Below are 14,335 nucleotides of genomic sequence, written 5' to 3' on the forward strand. Positions count from 1 at the left end.
AACGGTCCGACCGAAGCGATCAACGGCCGTCTCGAGCACTTGCGCGGGACCGCCCTCGGGTTCCGCAACCTCACCAACTACATCGCCCGCAGCCTCCTCGAGACCGGCGGCTTCAGACCCCGACTACACCCTCAATTGGGATGAGCCTGTTATTCATGGCGCGACCGTCTTCTGATGACCTTTGACGGTAGGTCAGTCTTCACTGTATGGTCATTACATGCTGACTCTTGCTTCTCGGGTGGACGTGATGCACCGGCTCGGCCGGGCGATGGCCGACGCGACCCGCTCCCGCATCCTGCTCTCCCTGCTCGACGGGCCGGGGTATCCTGCGAAGCTCGCCCGCGACCTCGGGCTGACGCGCACGAACGTGTCGAACCACTTGGCCTGTCTGCGCGGGTGCGGGATCGTGGTGGCCGAGCCCGAGGGCCGGCAGACCCGCTACGAGATCGCCGACCCCCACCTCGCGGCAGCGCTGACCGCGCTAGTGGACGTGACGCTCGCGGTCGATGAGAGCGTGCCCTGCATGGATCCGGCCTGCACCGTCCCCGGCTGCTGCGACCCGGAGCCTGCGCAGTGACCACGGCAGTACTGCCTCCGGCACGGACGGGTGTGCTGCGGCGGCGGATCAGGATCGTCGTGGCGATCACAATCACCTGGAACGTCATCGAGGCGGTCGTCGCTCTCGCTGTGGGAGGAGCCGCCTCGTCTGCCGCGCTGATCGGGTTCGGGCTGGACTCGATCGTGGAAGTCCTCTCTGCCGCGGCTGTCGCGTGGCAGTTCGCCGCTCCCGACCCCGAGAAGCGGGAGAAGGTCGCACTGCGGGTGATTGCGCTATCGTTCTTCGGACTCGCCGTCTACGTCACCATCGACGCGATCCTGTCGCTGACAGGTCTGCGGGAGCCCGAGCACTCGACCGTAGGAATCGTGCTTGCTGCGCTGAGCCTGCTGGTGATGCCGTTCCTGTCCTGGTTCGAGCGACGCACCGGCCGCGAACTCGGCTCTGCCTCCGCGGTCGCGGACTCGAAGCAGACCCTGATCTGTACCTACCTCTCAGCGGCGCTCCTCATCGGTCTCTTATTGAACTCCTTGCTCGGGTGGGCGTGGGCTGACTCGATCGCCGCCCTGGTGATCGCTGGATTCGCCGTGCGCGAGGGTATCGAGGCCTGGCGCGGAGATGCGTGCTGCGCCGCCCAAGTCACAGTGCTTACCGGAGAGCGCGAGCCCGAGCACTGCGAGGACGATTGCTGCGCACCGCGCTGAGCAACCCGGCAGGTTGTTCGCTCGCTCCAACTCCATCAGATGCGTGAAAAGCCCCTCTACCGAGTCTTGGCCCACACTGTCCCCCGGTGAACCCCGAACTGACGTGCGACAGCGTTCACTCCGATCCCTCGCTCGCGGACTGTTCGCATAGCGTCCACTTCCTCGTCCGTCAGACGTGTTCGAGGTCGTTGCTTTGGTTCCGCCGACGCGCCGATCAGCGGGTCATCGTCCTCGCCCTCGGGGTCGGCGTGTCCGCGAATCCCTTGATTCCACGCGGAAACAAGCCTCTCAACCCGTGGTCGGCTGTTCCCGCAACGCTCCATTGCTTCCACGGACGTCGAGAATTCGAGACCTGCCCCGTCCGACGGCGGGGCAGGTTCGCGTCCGAGCCTGTATCGCGGCACCCAGCGCTGGATCAAGGTGGAGGACGTCGCATGAGCGACACCGATGTGCGGTCGCGGTCTACGCACACGCGCAGCATGCAAGGACGACGTGTCTCGTCAGTGTGAGGGGTTCCAGTAGTCGAAGAAAGCCGCCCGGGGCAGTATCTGCTTTCTGCGAAGATTCTGCTTGTCTGCGGCGCTCAAGCGCGCGACCTCCGCGGCGTCATCCCAGTTGTCGTGGATCGCCGACACGAGATGATCGATGATGGCCCGACCTTCTTCCCTGCTGAGGCCGTACGTCTCCGACTCGCGCACCAGCGCTGCAAGCCTGCCTTGGGTCTCCGAACACGGCTCGGGAGGAGAGCGAGCATCTCCTCGCCGCGCCGCCGACGGATCGCGAGTTCGGAGCGGTCTTCGACCCGAAGATGGGGACGCCGACGAGGTCTCCCAGATCCATCATCGTGCCGACGGCGGTGCCACGATGGCCGGCCTCCGCTGAGAGCACGGTCTGCTCGGAGACATTCGCGCGGGCAGCGAGGTCCTTGGCCGTCCAGGCTCGGTCGATCCGACCGCGCCTGATGAGCTGACCCCACACGCTGAGGGCGTCCTGCACGTGCGGCCGCAGCGGTACCGTTCGCTTCGCCATCTCGGCATCCTTAAATCACATCTTGGTGGCCGATAAACACATTTTTGTCGTGGTACAACGACACGCATCACTGCCGAGGCGGCTGCGCGTGTCCGCGCTCACCGAAAATGAGACACACGTCCTGGGTGAACGCCGAAGGTGAGACATCCCGTGAGCGTCGAAAACGAGACCGAGCTGGGCCGGACGGCGTGAACGCCCGGGCATACCCCCGTGGGTTTGATGACGCTGGTGAAATGCCGCCGATCAGCGGAGGCCACGTCGGAATCAGGGGTAGAGCGCGTCAGCTCGACGAGCCTGCCCGGCGGTTCGGCTGCACCTCGCGTTCAGCCGTACCTCCGGAAACCTCCCTCGGTGTGCAGCACCTGGCCCACCACCCAGCGGCCTTCGTCGCTGACGAGCCACGCGATGAGTCGGGCCGGGTCGTCCGGTTCACCGAACCTGCCCTGTGGGAAGTGGTTGAGAATGCCCGCCAGCCGGTCAGGGCGGTCGGAGGTGTCGGCGGTGAGGTATCCGGTGTCGACCGGCCCGGGATTCACGGTGTTGAGGATGATGCCTCGTTCGATGAGGCCGTCGGCCACCGAGGGCGTCACCCCGGCCAGGGCTGCCTTGGAGGTGGCGTAGGCGATCTCGTCCACCATCGGCCCCTGGCCCTGCCCGGAGGTCATCCAGATCACCCGTCCTCCCTCGCGGCCGTCGTGCTGTTCCGCGAACGCGCGTGTGGCCAGGAGCGTGGCGCGGGTGTTCACTGCCCAGTGGCGATCCAGCATCGTTGCCGTCTGCTCGGCCAGTGCTCCGTCGCTCCCCGAGACGGCTTGATTGCACACCAGGATGTCCAGGTGGCCGAACCTCGCGCGTGCCGCCTCGATGAGCCGGTCGGCCGCGGTGGCGTCGGCGAGGTCGAGGCTGATGTCGTCGAGCTCGGCATCATGGGTGAGTTGCTTGCGGAGATCCTGCATGACGCCGGAGACGTCGTCGGCGCCCCACGGTTGCTCCCGGTCGTGTGGTGACCAGTGCTGCAGGAAAAGGGAGGTGCCCATCTGCGCCAAGCGGGTGGCGATCGCATACCCGATGCCTCGGTGCCGGCTCACGCCGGTGATGACGGCCACCCGGCCGTGCAGGGGGAGAGCGTCGTTCATCGGGAGAGTCCTTCCAGGTGGAGGTGGTGTCCGGGCCATCGACTGCGAAGCCACCGGTCGTGTGAGGCGATGAGAACCGTGCCCGGGTACTCCGCGATGGCGGCCTCCAGCTCGGTGACGAGCAGAAGGGAAAGGTGGTTTGTGGGTTCGTCCAGGAGCAGCAGGTCCGGCGGGTCGGCCAACAGCACCGCCAGCGACAGCCGCCGTTGCTGGCCCACGCTCAGTGCTTCGACAGGGCGGTCCTCGTCCCGCGCCTGCAAGAGCCCGAATGTGTCGAGTGGAACCTCCCCTGCGCGGTCCACCCCCACCAGATCGGCGTAGGCCTGGCGCGCGGTTCGCGAGGGTCCGCGCCCGTGTGGATCGGCGATGTGGTTCTCCTGGGTGAGCAGGCCTATTCGCACACCGGGCGCGCGATGCAGCTGCCCCTCGGTCGGATCCGCCTCCCCGGCCAGGACATGCAGCAGCGTGGATTTGCCGGCCCCGTTCGCGCCGGTGAGCAGCATCGCCTCGCCGTGCTGCAGGGTGAAGCTGGTGGGTGAGAGGCGACCGGTCACGCCCACGTCTTCGGCAACCAGCGCTGGGCCGACGTGACCTGCTGGCGCCACCCCATGGAGGGACGAGGCATCCGGAAGGTGGAAGCTCAGCGGTGCAGGAGGCTGTCGTAGCTGCCGCTCTTGCAATTCGGCCAGACGCGTGCGCGCGTCCTTGACCCGCCTGGAGACCACCTTGGCATTGCGATCGGCGTAGTACTTCTGTGCCATGCGCACTTCGGTACGGGGTTGCCAATCCGCGTGCCCGACCGTCTGACTGTCCTCCACGGCAGTGCTCAGGCGAGCCAACTCCACCTGTTCGTCGTCGTACTGGCGCTGCCATCGCTGACGCGCCCTGCGCCGGTGGGTCAGATAGTCGCTGTACGTCCCCGTGAACCTGGTCGCGCCGATGCCGGTTCCCTCACCGTCTGCCACCAGCGGCGTGGCCACCTGGTCCGGTAGGGGACTCGGGTCGAGGTCGACCAGCTGAGTTACTGCATCGTCCAGGAACGCGCGGTCGTGACTGACGATGAGTACCGGCCCGGACCACCCCATCAGGATGTCGCGTAGGTGAGCGGTAGCGGCGTCGTCGAGGTGGTTGGTGGGTTCGTCCAGCAGCAGGATATCCGGCCCTGACAGGAGGAGGGCGGCCAGCGCGAGTCGTGAGGCCTGGCCACCGGACAACTCGTCAATGCGTCGGGCTGGGGTGAGATCACCCAGCCCCAGGCCGGTGAGCATCTGGTGGACGCGTGATTCGAGGTTCCACGCGTCGAGATCTTCGGCCCGCTCCAACGCGCGAGCGTAGGCCTCGGACGCCTCTTCGTCGTCGCACGCGTGGGTCATCGCGTGAGCGGCTGTTTCGACGTCGAGCACGGCCTGCCGTACGTGGGCGACCGCCTCGTCGAGCACCCGGGCGACGGTGGCAGCGGCGTCGAAAGGTGTCTCTTGGTGGAGGAGTCCGATCCGTGGTCGGCTGCCTCCGGGCATTGCTGCCGTGACGGTACCCGCATCTGGGGTGAGCTCGCCTGCGGCGATGCGCAGCAGGGTGGACTTGCCCGAACCGTTCTCGCCGATCAGTCCCGTGCGCGTCCCTGCTGGCGCGGTGAGGGAGACGTCGGTAAGTACACGGTGGGCGCCGTAGGAGAACGAGATCCCGTCACATCGCAGATGGGCGGACGGGTGGGCATACGTGCGCGTTGGGGAATGGGCGGGCACAGTGGATCCTCGAAAGAGTCACGGCCCCGCGGGGGTCTCTTACCTCGTCGCGGGGAGTTCGAGGATCACAGCCACATGGCGATGATCTTACCAACTCGGCCGAAACCCCCAGGGTTGGCCCGGAGATTTCATCGGGGTGAGTGAGCCCTGAACGCGAGAAGTGCCCTTGACCTGCAAGGATGACGCTTGCGACAGCTGATATCCGCAGGAACCGAAGGGCACTTCTCAGGTGAGTAAGCGTAGCGGTCTGTACCCGCATGTCCGAGTTGACACCGCCACTGTCCCGGCGGTGGCCCACGCGGGCGGTGCGCTGCTGACCAGGACGACGCGCGTCTCTGGGATCGACCGGCTGCTCAGCGAAGCGTTGCGGCCGTGGCGTAAGCCGCTGGCCAGGCACGATCCGGCGAAAGTGGTCCTGGATGTGGCGGTGTCGTTGGCGTTGGGTGGGGACGCCTGCCGCGACGCCGCGCTGTTGCGGGCCGAACCGGGGGTGTACGGGCCGGTGGCTTCGGACGCCACGATCAGTCGCACCATCGCGGCGCTGGCCGGTGATGTCGCGCGGGTGGAGATGGATCGCCCCGGGAAGGGTGGAGGGCTTGATCTCCCCAGGAGGATGGAGTCATGCCCGCACCGAAGAAGCACCCCGACGAGTTGCGTGAGCGAGCTGTTCGGCTGGTGCGTCAGAAGTTGATCGATGAGCCCGGTCTGGCCGTCTCGCGTGCGAGCCGGCAGCGCGGAACGGACCGACCGGCCTGCTCCACCTCCACTCTGGGGCCGAGGGGCGAGGACGTCCTTCACGCCGCGTCACGTGCTCATGCAGGAGGGAGCGGCGGCGGTCGGCGCGGCGCGCGCCGTATCGTGCTCGCTCATGACCGAACCCACACCGCTCGTCCGCCCGGTGGCGCGCCTCACCGGCGCGGCCGCCCTCGCCCTCATCCACGCGGCGGAACGCGACGCGGCCGCGCGGGGGCTCCGCGTCGCCATCGCGGTCGTCGGGGACACCGGGCAGGAGATCGCGACCTACTGCATGGACGGGTCCGGACCGCAGGCGGCGCGGGTGGCGAGGAAGAAGGCGTACTCGGCCGTCGCGTACGGCATGCCGACCGACGAGTTCCACGAGCAGACCCACGAACGGTTCGGTCCGGACGGGGCGGCGATGCTCACGGCCGCGGTGGAGGGGACGATGCTGCTCGGCGGCGGTGTCCCCGTCGTGGTCGACGGCTCCGTCCTCGGTGCCGTCGGCGTCAGCGGCGGGCGGGGCGAGCAGGACAGGGCGATCGCCTCGGCCGCGATCCACGAGGTCCTCGGGGCGTCGGCCGGCGCGGGCGGGGCGTCGGACGGGGGCCACCCTCCGCGCTAGCGCGAAGACGCGTGGACGCGGTGGCTCGCGTCGTCGTCAACCCCTGCTCGGTCACTCGCCGAGGAAGAAGTCGGCCATGAGGTCCTGGACGGCCTCGACCATGTGCGTGCCGGTGGCGGTGCGGCACCCGGCGTCCCGGGCGGCCGCGACGAACGGCGTGGTGCCGTGGCCGCCGATGACGTCGCCGACGAACATCGACGAGGTCAGTCGCGCCGCGTCGAGGGGCAGGGGGTCGTCGTCGTCCATCCCCAGCGGGGTCGCGTTGAAGACGAGGTCGAACCCCGTCGGGTCGGGAGGCCCGGCCGTGGCCGTGCCCGCGCCGACGCCCTGCAGGACGTCGAGCAGCTCGCCCACCCGTGACTCGTCGGTGTCGTGGACGACGAGCTCGGCGACCCCCGCGTCGAGCAGGGCAATCGCGATGGCGCTGCCCGCGCCGCCGGCGCCGATGAGCAGCGCGCGACCCCCCTCGATCGTCGCGCCGTGATCCTGCTGGGCCTTGACGAAGGCGAGGCCGTCGAGCATGTCGCCGTGCCAGGAGCCGTCGGGGTTGCGCCGGATCACGCTGACCACCCCCAACAGCCGGGCCCGGTCGGAGCTGCTCGCGCAGTGGCCGAACGCGGTGTGCTTGTGCGGCATGGTGACGAGGAGGCCGTCGACGTTCGACGTCGCGGCCAGACCGGCCAGGGCGGCGTCGAGGGCATCGCCGGGCACCTGCATCGGCACGCACAGCGCGTCGTGGCCGCGCTCGGCGAAGGTGCTCGTGAGCCGGGCCGGCGACTCCACGTACCGGATCGGGTCTCCGACGATGGGGAACAGGCGGGAGGCGCCGGTGGGTGAGGAGGACATCGTCGTCTCTCTTTCGGTCGGGGTGCGTCGGGTCCAGCGGCCCGTCACCGTCGTCGGCTCTGACAGGGACCTGCAGCGCTCCCGCCTCCTGGCTCGGATTCGTCCGGGCTGCGGGTGACGCGTCGTCGACGTTACGCCGACCCGAAGGTCACCGGAGCGGACCGGCCGGGCCACGGTTCGTCGGTGGCAGGCTGGGGCGATGACCTCACGCGACATGACCTGGCAGGACGGCACCTGGACCCACCGGCCCGTCTCGATCCGCGAGGAGGGCGACGGGCTCGTCGTCGAACCCGCCTCGGGCAGCGACCTGTGGCGCGTGACGTCCTACGGGTTCGTCCACGACGACGCGCCCGCGCTGCTCGCCGATCTCCCCGACGACCAGGCGGTCGAGGTGACCTTCGTGCTCGGGGACGGGTCCCCCCTCGAGCAGTTCGACCAGGCCGGTGTGCTGCTGCGCGCCGACGACGAGCACTGGATCAAGGCGGGCGTCGAGTTCGCCGACGGGCAGCTCATGGCGGGAGCCGTCGTCACCGACGGCCGCTCCGACTGGTCGACCGGCCCGGTCCCCGCGTGGGTCGGCCGGCCCATCACGGTGCGCGCGAGCCGCTCGGGCGACGCGGTCACCGTCCGGGCCCGCAGCGGGGACGAGCCGTGGCGCCTCGTGCGCCTCGCGCCCATCGACCCCGCCCTGCCCTGGCAGGCCGGCCCGTTCGCTGCGGCACCGACCCGGACGGGGCTGCAGGTGACGTTCACGTCGTGGACCGTCGGGCCCGCCGACGACTCCCTGCACTGACGGCCTGTACTGACAGCCCGGCTCCGGCGGGGCCCGAGCCGGCCGCGCCACGCCCGTGGGGCGCGGGTGGCAGGCTGGGAACCGTGCTCGACCTCCCCCGCGGACTGCCCGGCGAGCTGCTCTTCCTCGCCGGGCTGCTCGTCCTCACAGCGATCACCCTCGCGCTGCAGCGGTGGGCCCGCGTCCGGCTCGGCTGGAGCCCGGTCACCTCGATCCTGCGGGCGTGCCTCCAGCTCGCCGTCATCGCCGCGATCCTCTCCGGAGTCCTCGCGACGGGGTGGACCGTCGTCCTCTTCGTCGCGTTCATGCTGACGACGGCGAGCTGGACGTCGGGGCAGCGGATCCGCGGGCTGTACGGCGGGCGCCGGGCGGCGGTGGCGGCCGTCGTCGTCGGCGCCCTGACGACGATCCTCCTCGTCTTCGGGCTGCACCTCATGGACTGGACCGTGCGCTACGTCGTCGCGGTGGCCGGGATCGTCGTGGGCAACGCGATGAGCGCGACGACCCTCGCGGGACGGCAGTTCGCCACCCTCTCCGCGGAGCGCGTCGACGAGATCGAGGCCTGGCTGGCCCTCGGGGCGAGTCCGTCCGCCGCGCACGACGAGGTCGGGCGGCACGCCGTCCGCGAGATGCTCATCCCCAACCTCGACCAGACCCGCAACACCGGCCTGGTCACCCTCCCCGGCGCGTTCGTCGGCGCGGTCATGGGCGGCGCCGCCCCGATCGAGGCCGCGAAGTTCCAGCTCGTCGTCCTCGCCGGCATCGCGTTGACGATGACGATCGCGGGTCTCGTCGTCACCCGGGTGGCCGGGCGCTCGCCCGTCGTGCCGCGCTCGCGCGAGGCCTGAGCTCGGCGTTCGAGCGCCCGGCGACCATCACCCGGACCACCGCACCCGGACCACCGCACCCGGACCACCCCTCACCCGTGGGGGACGACGACGGCGCGCGCGGACAGCGTGCCGTCGGTGAGGCGGCGGTAGGCTTCGAGCGCGTCGTCGAGGGCGAACCGCTCGATGGTGGGGCGGATCTGACCGGCCCGGTACATCGCCACGACCTCGTGGAGCTCCTCGATGGTGCCCCAGTACGTCGAGGTGAAGTCGACCTCGTACGGCATCGAGAAGAAGCTCCACGGGTGCGTGCCGCCGCCGATGCCGACGACGACGATCGCGCCGCGCTGCGCGACCGTGGCCGCGGCGAGGGCGAGGGTGGGGGTCGCGCCGACGAGGTCGACGACGGCGTCGACGCCGCGCCCGCCGGTGAGGTCCCGGATCGCCTCGACCTGCCCGTCGCCGCCCGGGACGGTGACGGCGCCCAGGGCCCGCGCCTGCTCCATCGCCTCCGGCTTCGTGTCCGTGGCGATGACGGTGGCGCCGGTGAGCGCGGTGAGGATCTGCACCGCGACGAGGCCGAGCCCACCCAGGCCGATGACGAGGACGCTCCGACCGCCGCCCGCCAGGCGGGGCAGGACGCGCTTGATCGCGTGGTACGGCGTCAGCCCCGCGTCGGCGAGCGGGGCCGCCGCGACCGGGTCGACGTCCTCGCCGAGCGGCACGAGGTTACGCACCGGCGCGACCATGTACTCGGCCATCCCGCCGTCGCGGCCGAGCCCGTTCGCGAGGTACCCGACGTCGGTCGGCCGGTGGCAGTAGGTGTCCTGCCCGCGCGAGCACGCCGGGCACCGGCCGCAGCCGATCGGTCCGTAGCAGAGGTAGGCCGCGCCGATCTCGACGCCGCGCACGCCCTCCCCGAGCTCCTCGACCCAGCCGGAGTTCTCGTGGCCCAGCACGAACGGCGGAGTCATGAGCCCCGTGGGATCCGACTCGAACTCCGCGAAGAGACCGACGTCGGAGTGACAGGCGCCGGCTCCCGCGACCTTGAGCAGCACCTCGCCGGGGCCGGGCGTGGGCCGCTCGACCTCGGTGAGTACCGGGAACTGCCGGTAGCCCTCGAACACCACTGCGCGCATGGTCCGTCCCTTCGTCCTGCGATGACCCGGGGCGGCGGCCACGCCGCGCCGGCGCCGGGTTCGGCGTACCTCCACGCTAGGTCCGTGCCGCCTCGACCGGATGGGACCAAGGTCGGCCCGGCCGGGGACGACGTGTGAGGATCGGAGTCATGTCGACCTCGCCCCCCGCCGAGTACGTGCTGTTCGTCCACGGGGTGGGCGGGTCGCCGCTGACGTGGGAGCACCAGGTGTCGCGGCTGCCCGCCGACCTGCCCGCCCGGGCGCCCTGGCTGCGGGGGCTGCGGCCCGGCGGCGCCGAGGAGTTCGACGTGCGCGACGCGGCGGGAGACCTCGCCACCGCCCTCCAGCTCGAGGGGGTGAGCAGGGCCGCTCTCGTCGGGCACGCGCTCGGCGGCCTCGTCGCGGTGCAGACGGCGATCGACCACCCCGAGCTCGTCTCGCACCTCGTGCTCCTCGGGACGCAACCGGCTGCCTCGCGCGGGGGTCGTCGGCTGCAGCGATGGGCCCTCGCGCTCGTCCCGAAGCGGCGGTTCTCCGACGCCGGCGTCGACAAGGCCAAGGTGCGCGACGCCCTGCGGGCCGGCGGCCCCCTCGACGCCTCCACCCGATTCGGCGACGTGCGCGCGCCCACCTTCGTCGTCGTCGGCTCCCGGGCCCGCGCCGACGTCGCGGCCGGTCGCCTGCTCGCCTCGGCGATCCCCGACGCGCACCTGGAGATCGTCGACGGGGCGGGTCACGACGTCATGTCCGAGCGGCCCGATGAGGTCAACGCGCTCGTCTACGGCTTCCTCGGGCACGGCGCCTGAATGCGCGTGCTCCTTCGGCCCGACGCCCCGGACCCGACGTGAGCCCCGCCCGATCTCGCGCCTGGCTCGTGTCGCTCGTCGTCGCGGGCGTGCTCGTCCAGGGGGCCCTCAACCTCGCCCGCCCGGTGACGACGTACAAGCTCGTGGGCCTGGGGTCGGGCGCGACGACGATCGGCGTCGTCACCGCCGCGTACGCCGTGCTGCCGATGGCGGTCGCGCTCCCGCTCGGGCGGCTCACCGACCGGACCCCGGCGCTCCCCCGCTACGTCATGGTCTCTGCGGCACTGCTCGCCGCCGGCGTCGCCGTCCTGGCGCTCGCGCCGAACGTGCCGCTCGTCGCGCTCGGGTCCGTCGTGCTCGGCCTCGCCCACCTGCTCTTCACCATCAGCGGGCAGGCGGCGATCGCGCGGTACTCCGACGACGACGACCTCGACCTCGGGTTCGGCTGGTTCACGGCCTCCTACTCGGTGGGGCAGGCCCTCGGCCCGCTCCTCGGCGGGGCCCTCGTGGGCGCGGGCGCCGTGACCGCCGGCCCGGAGCGGCTCGCCGACATCGACCGCGCCCTGTTCGTCGGCGCCGCGATCTCGCTCCTGGCCGTGCCCCTGTTCCTGCGGCGGCCGAGGGCCCTGGGTCGGGCCGCCGCGCCGGAGGGGGCGCGCCCCCCCACCGACGCCGAGGCGGCCGACGGGGCCGCACCGGTCGCGACTCCGGCGGAGCCACCGCGACGCGCGGACGTGCGGGCGGTGCTGCGCAGCCCCGGGGTGGCCTCCAACATGCTCGCGTCGATGGGCCTGCTCGCGATGCTCGACATCCTCGTCGCCTTCCTGCCCCTCGTCGGCGAGGAGCGGGGCGTCGCGCCGGTCGTCATCGGCGCGCTGCTCGCCGTCCGCGGCGCGGCGAGCATCCTCTCCCGGGTGCTCCTGCCGTGGCTGACCCGCCGGATGGCGCGGTCGACGCTGCTCGTCGCCAGCCTGTTCGGGGCCGGCCTCGCCCTCGCGATCCCTCCGCTGCTGCTCGACCGGGTGATCGTCGCCGGGGCCCTGCTGGCGGTCGGCGGGTTCTTCCTCGGCCTCGGGCAGCCGCTGACCATGACCCTCATCTCGACCGCGGTGCCCACGGCGTGGCGCTCGCAGGCGCTCGCGATCAGGCTCGTCGGCAACCGGGTCGGGCAGGTCGGGTTCCCCCTGCTCGCCGGCCTCGTCGCGGCCCCGCTCGGGCCGGTCGGCGCGATCTGGATGACGTGTGCCGTGCTGCTGCTCGCCGGGGGCGAGAAGCTCGTTCGCCGTCGGTGAGCCGCGGGCGGCCGATCAACCCGGAGCGGGCGTGGCGGGGTCGAACTCCCCGAGCACCCGGGCGTCGAAGGGGTCGGTGCTCAGGGTCACCCCGGTCGTGAACGGCACGCCGTCGGCCGTGCCGGAGACGATCACCGACCCGACGCCGGCCACGTCGCGGCGGACCGGGGCGACGTCGAGGACCTCGACGCGGCCGTGGCGGTGCACGCCGTAGACCGAGCGCAGGAGCGCCGACGCCGACGAGCGATCCGCCGCGGGCGTCGTCGTCGCGGACAGAGCGGCCAGGTCACCGCCGGTCGCGGCCACGTAGCGTTCGGCCACCTCCCGCGGCGAGGTGCGGATCCACCACGAGCCCGCCGCGATCCCCACGGCCAGCGCCAGGAGCGCGAGTGCGGCCGCGACGCGCGTCCGCACCGCTCGCGAGGTGCCCGACGGACTCGGGGTGGGGGTGGACATGCGCGGAAGCCTCGCACGCCGACCGTGGCGTGTGGGTGGCCCGCCGACGCTCCGGCCGGCACTTGGGTGGCCCGCCGACGCTCCGGCCGGCACTTGGGAGGCGTCCCGGCTCTCGTCAGCGCCCCATCATCGCGCGGCGCCGCGCCCGGAACTCCTCCTCGGGGAACAGCCGCATCCCGCCCGCCACCACGCAGGCCACCGCTCCGTCCGGGGTTCGTTCGTACCGCCACGGCTCGCCGACCGAGTCGAACCCCGCCGCCGGATCGGCGACGAGCGTGTCGCGGTCGACGACGAACAGCTCGCCGGCCCCGGCGGTCGGGTCGGGCTGGTCCGGGGCGAGGGCGACGAGCCGATCGCCGAGCCGGGCCACCTCGAGGCGGCCGAAGCTGCAGGCGAACCGGCCGGTGAACCGGGTGTGGTCGGCCCCGGAGTCGGCGAGCGGCCGCGCGGCCTGCGCGAGGCGGTGCGCCGGGCTCGACGCGACCTCGGGCGAGCCGACCACGTCGGCCTCCCACTGCTCCCGCGTCGGCGACCCCGCCACGGCGAGGTCGATGAGCTTGACGAGGCCGGTGGCGATCTCGCCCGCCGGCCCGCCGCTCTGGTTCGTCAGCACGGACACCACGAGGGAGTCGCGCGGGTCGACGAACGTGCGCGTGATGAACCCGGGGAACCCGCCGCTGTGTCCGACGAGCCGGCGCTCGCCCACCGTGTGCAGGTCGAAGCCCAGCCCGTAACGCCCCAGTTCCTCGCCGTCGTGCTCGACGAGCGTCTCCAGCCGCTGCATGAGGCGCTTGCTGCCGTCGGTGAGCAGGCGGGTGTCGCCGAGCACGTGGGCGCTCCCGTAGGCGGTGAGGTCGCGGGCGTTCGCCATGAATCCCGTGGCCGCGCACATGGCCCCCGTGTCGGCGTGCCGCAGGACGAACGGCTCGTCGTCGCCGTCGAGGCGGCCCGAGTGACCCGACGCGAGCTCGTCGAGGCGGCTCGGCGGCAGGTCGGAGAGGTCCGGGTGGATGCGCGGGAGGTCGAGGACGTCGAGGATGCGCTCGCGGCAGAACCGCGCGAACGGCATCCCGCTCACGGCCTCGACGACGAGCCCCACGACGGAGTACCCGAAGTTGGAGTACTTGAAGTGGGCGTTGGGGACGTACGTGACCCCCTCGTCCCGCAGCATCGCCACGAGGCGGTCCCGATCCGGAAAGGGGCCGTCGAGCTGCCAGTAGTCGCAGGCCGCGCCGTCACGGATGACACCCGCCTGATGCCCCAGCAGCTCCCGGACCGTGAGGGCGCCGACCGGGGTGTCGGCGAAGTCGGCCACGTGGCGGCCGACCGGGTCGTCGAGGCCGAGTCGGCCCTCCTCGCGCAGCAGCAGACAGGCCGTCGCCGCGAACGTCTTGGAGTGGGACGCGATCCGGAACAGGTGGTCCGGCGTGAGGGGAGTGCCGCGCTCGAGGTCGGCGCGCCCGAGCGCGGCCGACAGGACCACCTCGCCGTCAACGCGGATGCACACCTGCACCCCCGGGGTCCGCAGGGTGCGACGACGCAGCTCCACCCAGGACTCGAGGGTCGGCGCCATGTCGGTGACGGTCGCGGCCAGGCGGGCGCGGGACTTCGCGGTCACGGGTCGGGTCCTTTCGATCGGGTGGGGG

Annotated in this window: 15 protein-coding genes and 1 pseudogene; 9 read left to right on the forward strand and 7 right to left on the reverse strand. The window is 71.6% G+C overall.

Features of this window, described 5'->3' with window-relative positions:
• The 3 genes from ICW24_RS18380 to ICW24_RS18390 form a co-directional block, all read left to right on the forward strand.
• Positions 1–144 (forward strand): transposase (locus ICW24_RS18380; RefSeq protein WP_226347211.1); only part of this gene is annotated, 144 nt, incomplete at its 5' end.
• 73 nt (positions 145–217) lie between these two features.
• Entirely contained in the window at positions 218–577 is a 360-nt protein-coding gene (cmtR, locus tag ICW24_RS18385; RefSeq protein ID WP_119076634.1) for a Cd(II)/Pb(II)-sensing metalloregulatory transcriptional regulator CmtR, read from the forward strand.
• Positions 574–1,260: a cation efflux transmembrane domain-containing protein gene (locus ICW24_RS18390; RefSeq protein WP_119076636.1), complete on the forward strand. Its 687-nt coding sequence runs from the start codon at positions 574–576 to the stop codon at positions 1,258–1,260. The genes cmtR and ICW24_RS18390 overlap by 4 nt, the downstream gene beginning before the upstream one ends.
• A gap of 500 nt (positions 1,261–1,760) precedes the next feature.
• On the opposite strand, the gene ICW24_RS18395 is transcribed toward ICW24_RS18390, so the two are convergent.
• From ICW24_RS18395 to ICW24_RS18405, 3 genes are all read right to left on the reverse strand, one after another.
• Positions 1,761–1,958, reverse strand: a complete 198-nt coding sequence (locus ICW24_RS18395; RefSeq protein WP_226347184.1) for a hypothetical protein — start codon at positions 1,956–1,958, stop codon at positions 1,761–1,763.
• Between the two features lie 654 nt (positions 1,959–2,612).
• Complete coding sequence (locus ICW24_RS18400; protein ID WP_226347185.1) at positions 2,613–3,425, reverse strand: SDR family oxidoreductase; 813 nt, start codon at positions 3,423–3,425, stop codon at positions 2,613–2,615.
• On the reverse strand, positions 3,422–5,170 hold the full coding sequence (locus tag ICW24_RS18405) for an ABC-F family ATP-binding cassette domain-containing protein (RefSeq protein ID WP_226347186.1): 1,749 nt from the start codon (positions 5,168–5,170) through the stop codon (positions 3,422–3,424). The genes ICW24_RS18400 and ICW24_RS18405 overlap by 4 nt, the downstream gene beginning before the upstream one ends.
• A 229-nt stretch (positions 5,171–5,399) precedes the next feature.
• Between ICW24_RS18405 and ICW24_RS18410 the strand changes: the two are divergent.
• Positions 5,400–5,735, forward strand: a pseudogene (locus tag ICW24_RS18410) (transposase); the annotation flags it as partial.
• 303 nt (positions 5,736–6,038) lie between these two features.
• Positions 6,039–6,530, forward strand: coding sequence for a GlcG/HbpS family heme-binding protein (locus ICW24_RS18415; protein ID WP_226347187.1), 492 nt, complete (start codon positions 6,039–6,041; stop codon positions 6,528–6,530).
• A gap of 51 nt (positions 6,531–6,581) precedes the next feature.
• On the opposite strand, the gene ICW24_RS18420 is transcribed toward ICW24_RS18415, so the two are convergent.
• Positions 6,582–7,376 (reverse strand): shikimate dehydrogenase family protein, encoded by a 795-nt coding sequence (locus tag ICW24_RS18420; protein WP_226347188.1) that lies wholly within the window; start codon positions 7,374–7,376, stop codon positions 6,582–6,584.
• Positions 7,377–7,575: 199 nt separating this feature from the next.
• Between ICW24_RS18420 and ICW24_RS18425 the strand changes: the two genes are divergently transcribed.
• Positions 7,576–8,169, forward strand: coding sequence for a DUF1349 domain-containing protein (locus ICW24_RS18425; protein WP_226347189.1), 594 nt, complete (start codon positions 7,576–7,578; stop codon positions 8,167–8,169).
• An 83-nt stretch (positions 8,170–8,252) separates the two neighbouring features.
• On the forward strand, positions 8,253–9,017 hold the full coding sequence (locus ICW24_RS18430; RefSeq protein WP_226347190.1) for an ABC transporter permease: 765 nt from the start codon (positions 8,253–8,255) through the stop codon (positions 9,015–9,017).
• 71 nt (positions 9,018–9,088) lie between these two features.
• Here ICW24_RS18430 and ICW24_RS18435 read toward each other — a convergent pair whose 3' ends face one another.
• Positions 9,089–10,135 carry an alcohol dehydrogenase catalytic domain-containing protein gene (locus tag ICW24_RS18435; protein ID WP_226347191.1) on the reverse strand — a complete coding sequence of 349 codons (1,047 nt, stop codon included), beginning with the start codon at positions 10,133–10,135 and terminating at the stop codon, positions 9,089–9,091.
• Positions 10,136–10,284: 149 nt separating this feature from the next.
• Here ICW24_RS18435 and ICW24_RS18440 point away from each other — a divergent pair, with 149 nt between their 5' ends.
• A complete protein-coding gene (locus tag ICW24_RS18440; protein ID WP_226347192.1) occupies positions 10,285–10,941 on the forward strand; it encodes an alpha/beta fold hydrolase in 657 nt (218 codons plus the stop codon).
• 38 nt (positions 10,942–10,979) lie between these two features.
• The gene (locus ICW24_RS18445) at positions 10,980–12,233 is read left to right on the forward strand and encodes an MFS transporter (RefSeq protein WP_226347193.1); all 1,254 of its coding nucleotides are present in this window, start codon (positions 10,980–10,982) and stop codon (positions 12,231–12,233) included.
• 15 nt (positions 12,234–12,248) lie between these two features.
• Here the strand turns inward: ICW24_RS18445 and ICW24_RS18450 are convergent, their stop codons facing one another.
• Positions 12,249–12,689: a hypothetical protein gene (locus tag ICW24_RS18450; RefSeq protein ID WP_226347194.1), complete on the reverse strand. Its 441-nt coding sequence runs from the start codon at positions 12,687–12,689 to the stop codon at positions 12,249–12,251.
• Positions 12,690–12,804: 115 nt separating this feature from the next.
• Positions 12,805–14,307, reverse strand: coding sequence for a serine hydrolase domain-containing protein (locus ICW24_RS18455; RefSeq protein WP_226347195.1), 1,503 nt, complete (start codon positions 14,305–14,307; stop codon positions 12,805–12,807).
• Positions 14,308–14,335 lie beyond the last annotated feature (28 nt).

This window comes from Agilicoccus flavus (genome assembly GCF_014857905.1).
In the GTDB taxonomy this organism is placed as follows: Bacteria; Actinomycetota; Actinomycetes; order Actinomycetales; family Dermatophilaceae; genus Agilicoccus; species Agilicoccus flavus.

Bases quoted from the DNA above. Each gene is read 5' to 3' on its own strand.
- ICW24_RS18435 (WP_226347191.1), bottom strand. From the start codon at position 10,135: ATGCGCGCAGTGGTGTTCGAGGGCTACCGGCAGTTCCCGGTACTCACC.
- ICW24_RS18440 (WP_226347192.1), top strand. From the start codon at position 10,285: ATGTCGACCTCGCCCCCCGCCGAGTACGTGCTGTTCGTCCACGGGGTG.
- ICW24_RS18425 (WP_226347189.1), top strand. From the start codon at position 7,576: ATGACCTCACGCGACATGACCTGGCAGGACGGCACCTGGACCCACCGG.
- cmtR (WP_119076634.1), top strand. From the start codon at position 218: ATGCTGACTCTTGCTTCTCGGGTGGACGTGATGCACCGGCTCGGCCGG.
- ICW24_RS18415 (WP_226347187.1), top strand. From the start codon at position 6,039: ATGACCGAACCCACACCGCTCGTCCGCCCGGTGGCGCGCCTCACCGGC.
- ICW24_RS18400 (WP_226347185.1), bottom strand. From the start codon at position 3,425: ATGAACGACGCTCTCCCCCTGCACGGCCGGGTGGCCGTCATCACCGGC.
- ICW24_RS18420 (WP_226347188.1), bottom strand. From the start codon at position 7,376: ATGTCCTCCTCACCCACCGGCGCCTCCCGCCTGTTCCCCATCGTCGGA.
- ICW24_RS18450 (WP_226347194.1), bottom strand. From the start codon at position 12,689: ATGTCCACCCCCACCCCGAGTCCGTCGGGCACCTCGCGAGCGGTGCGG.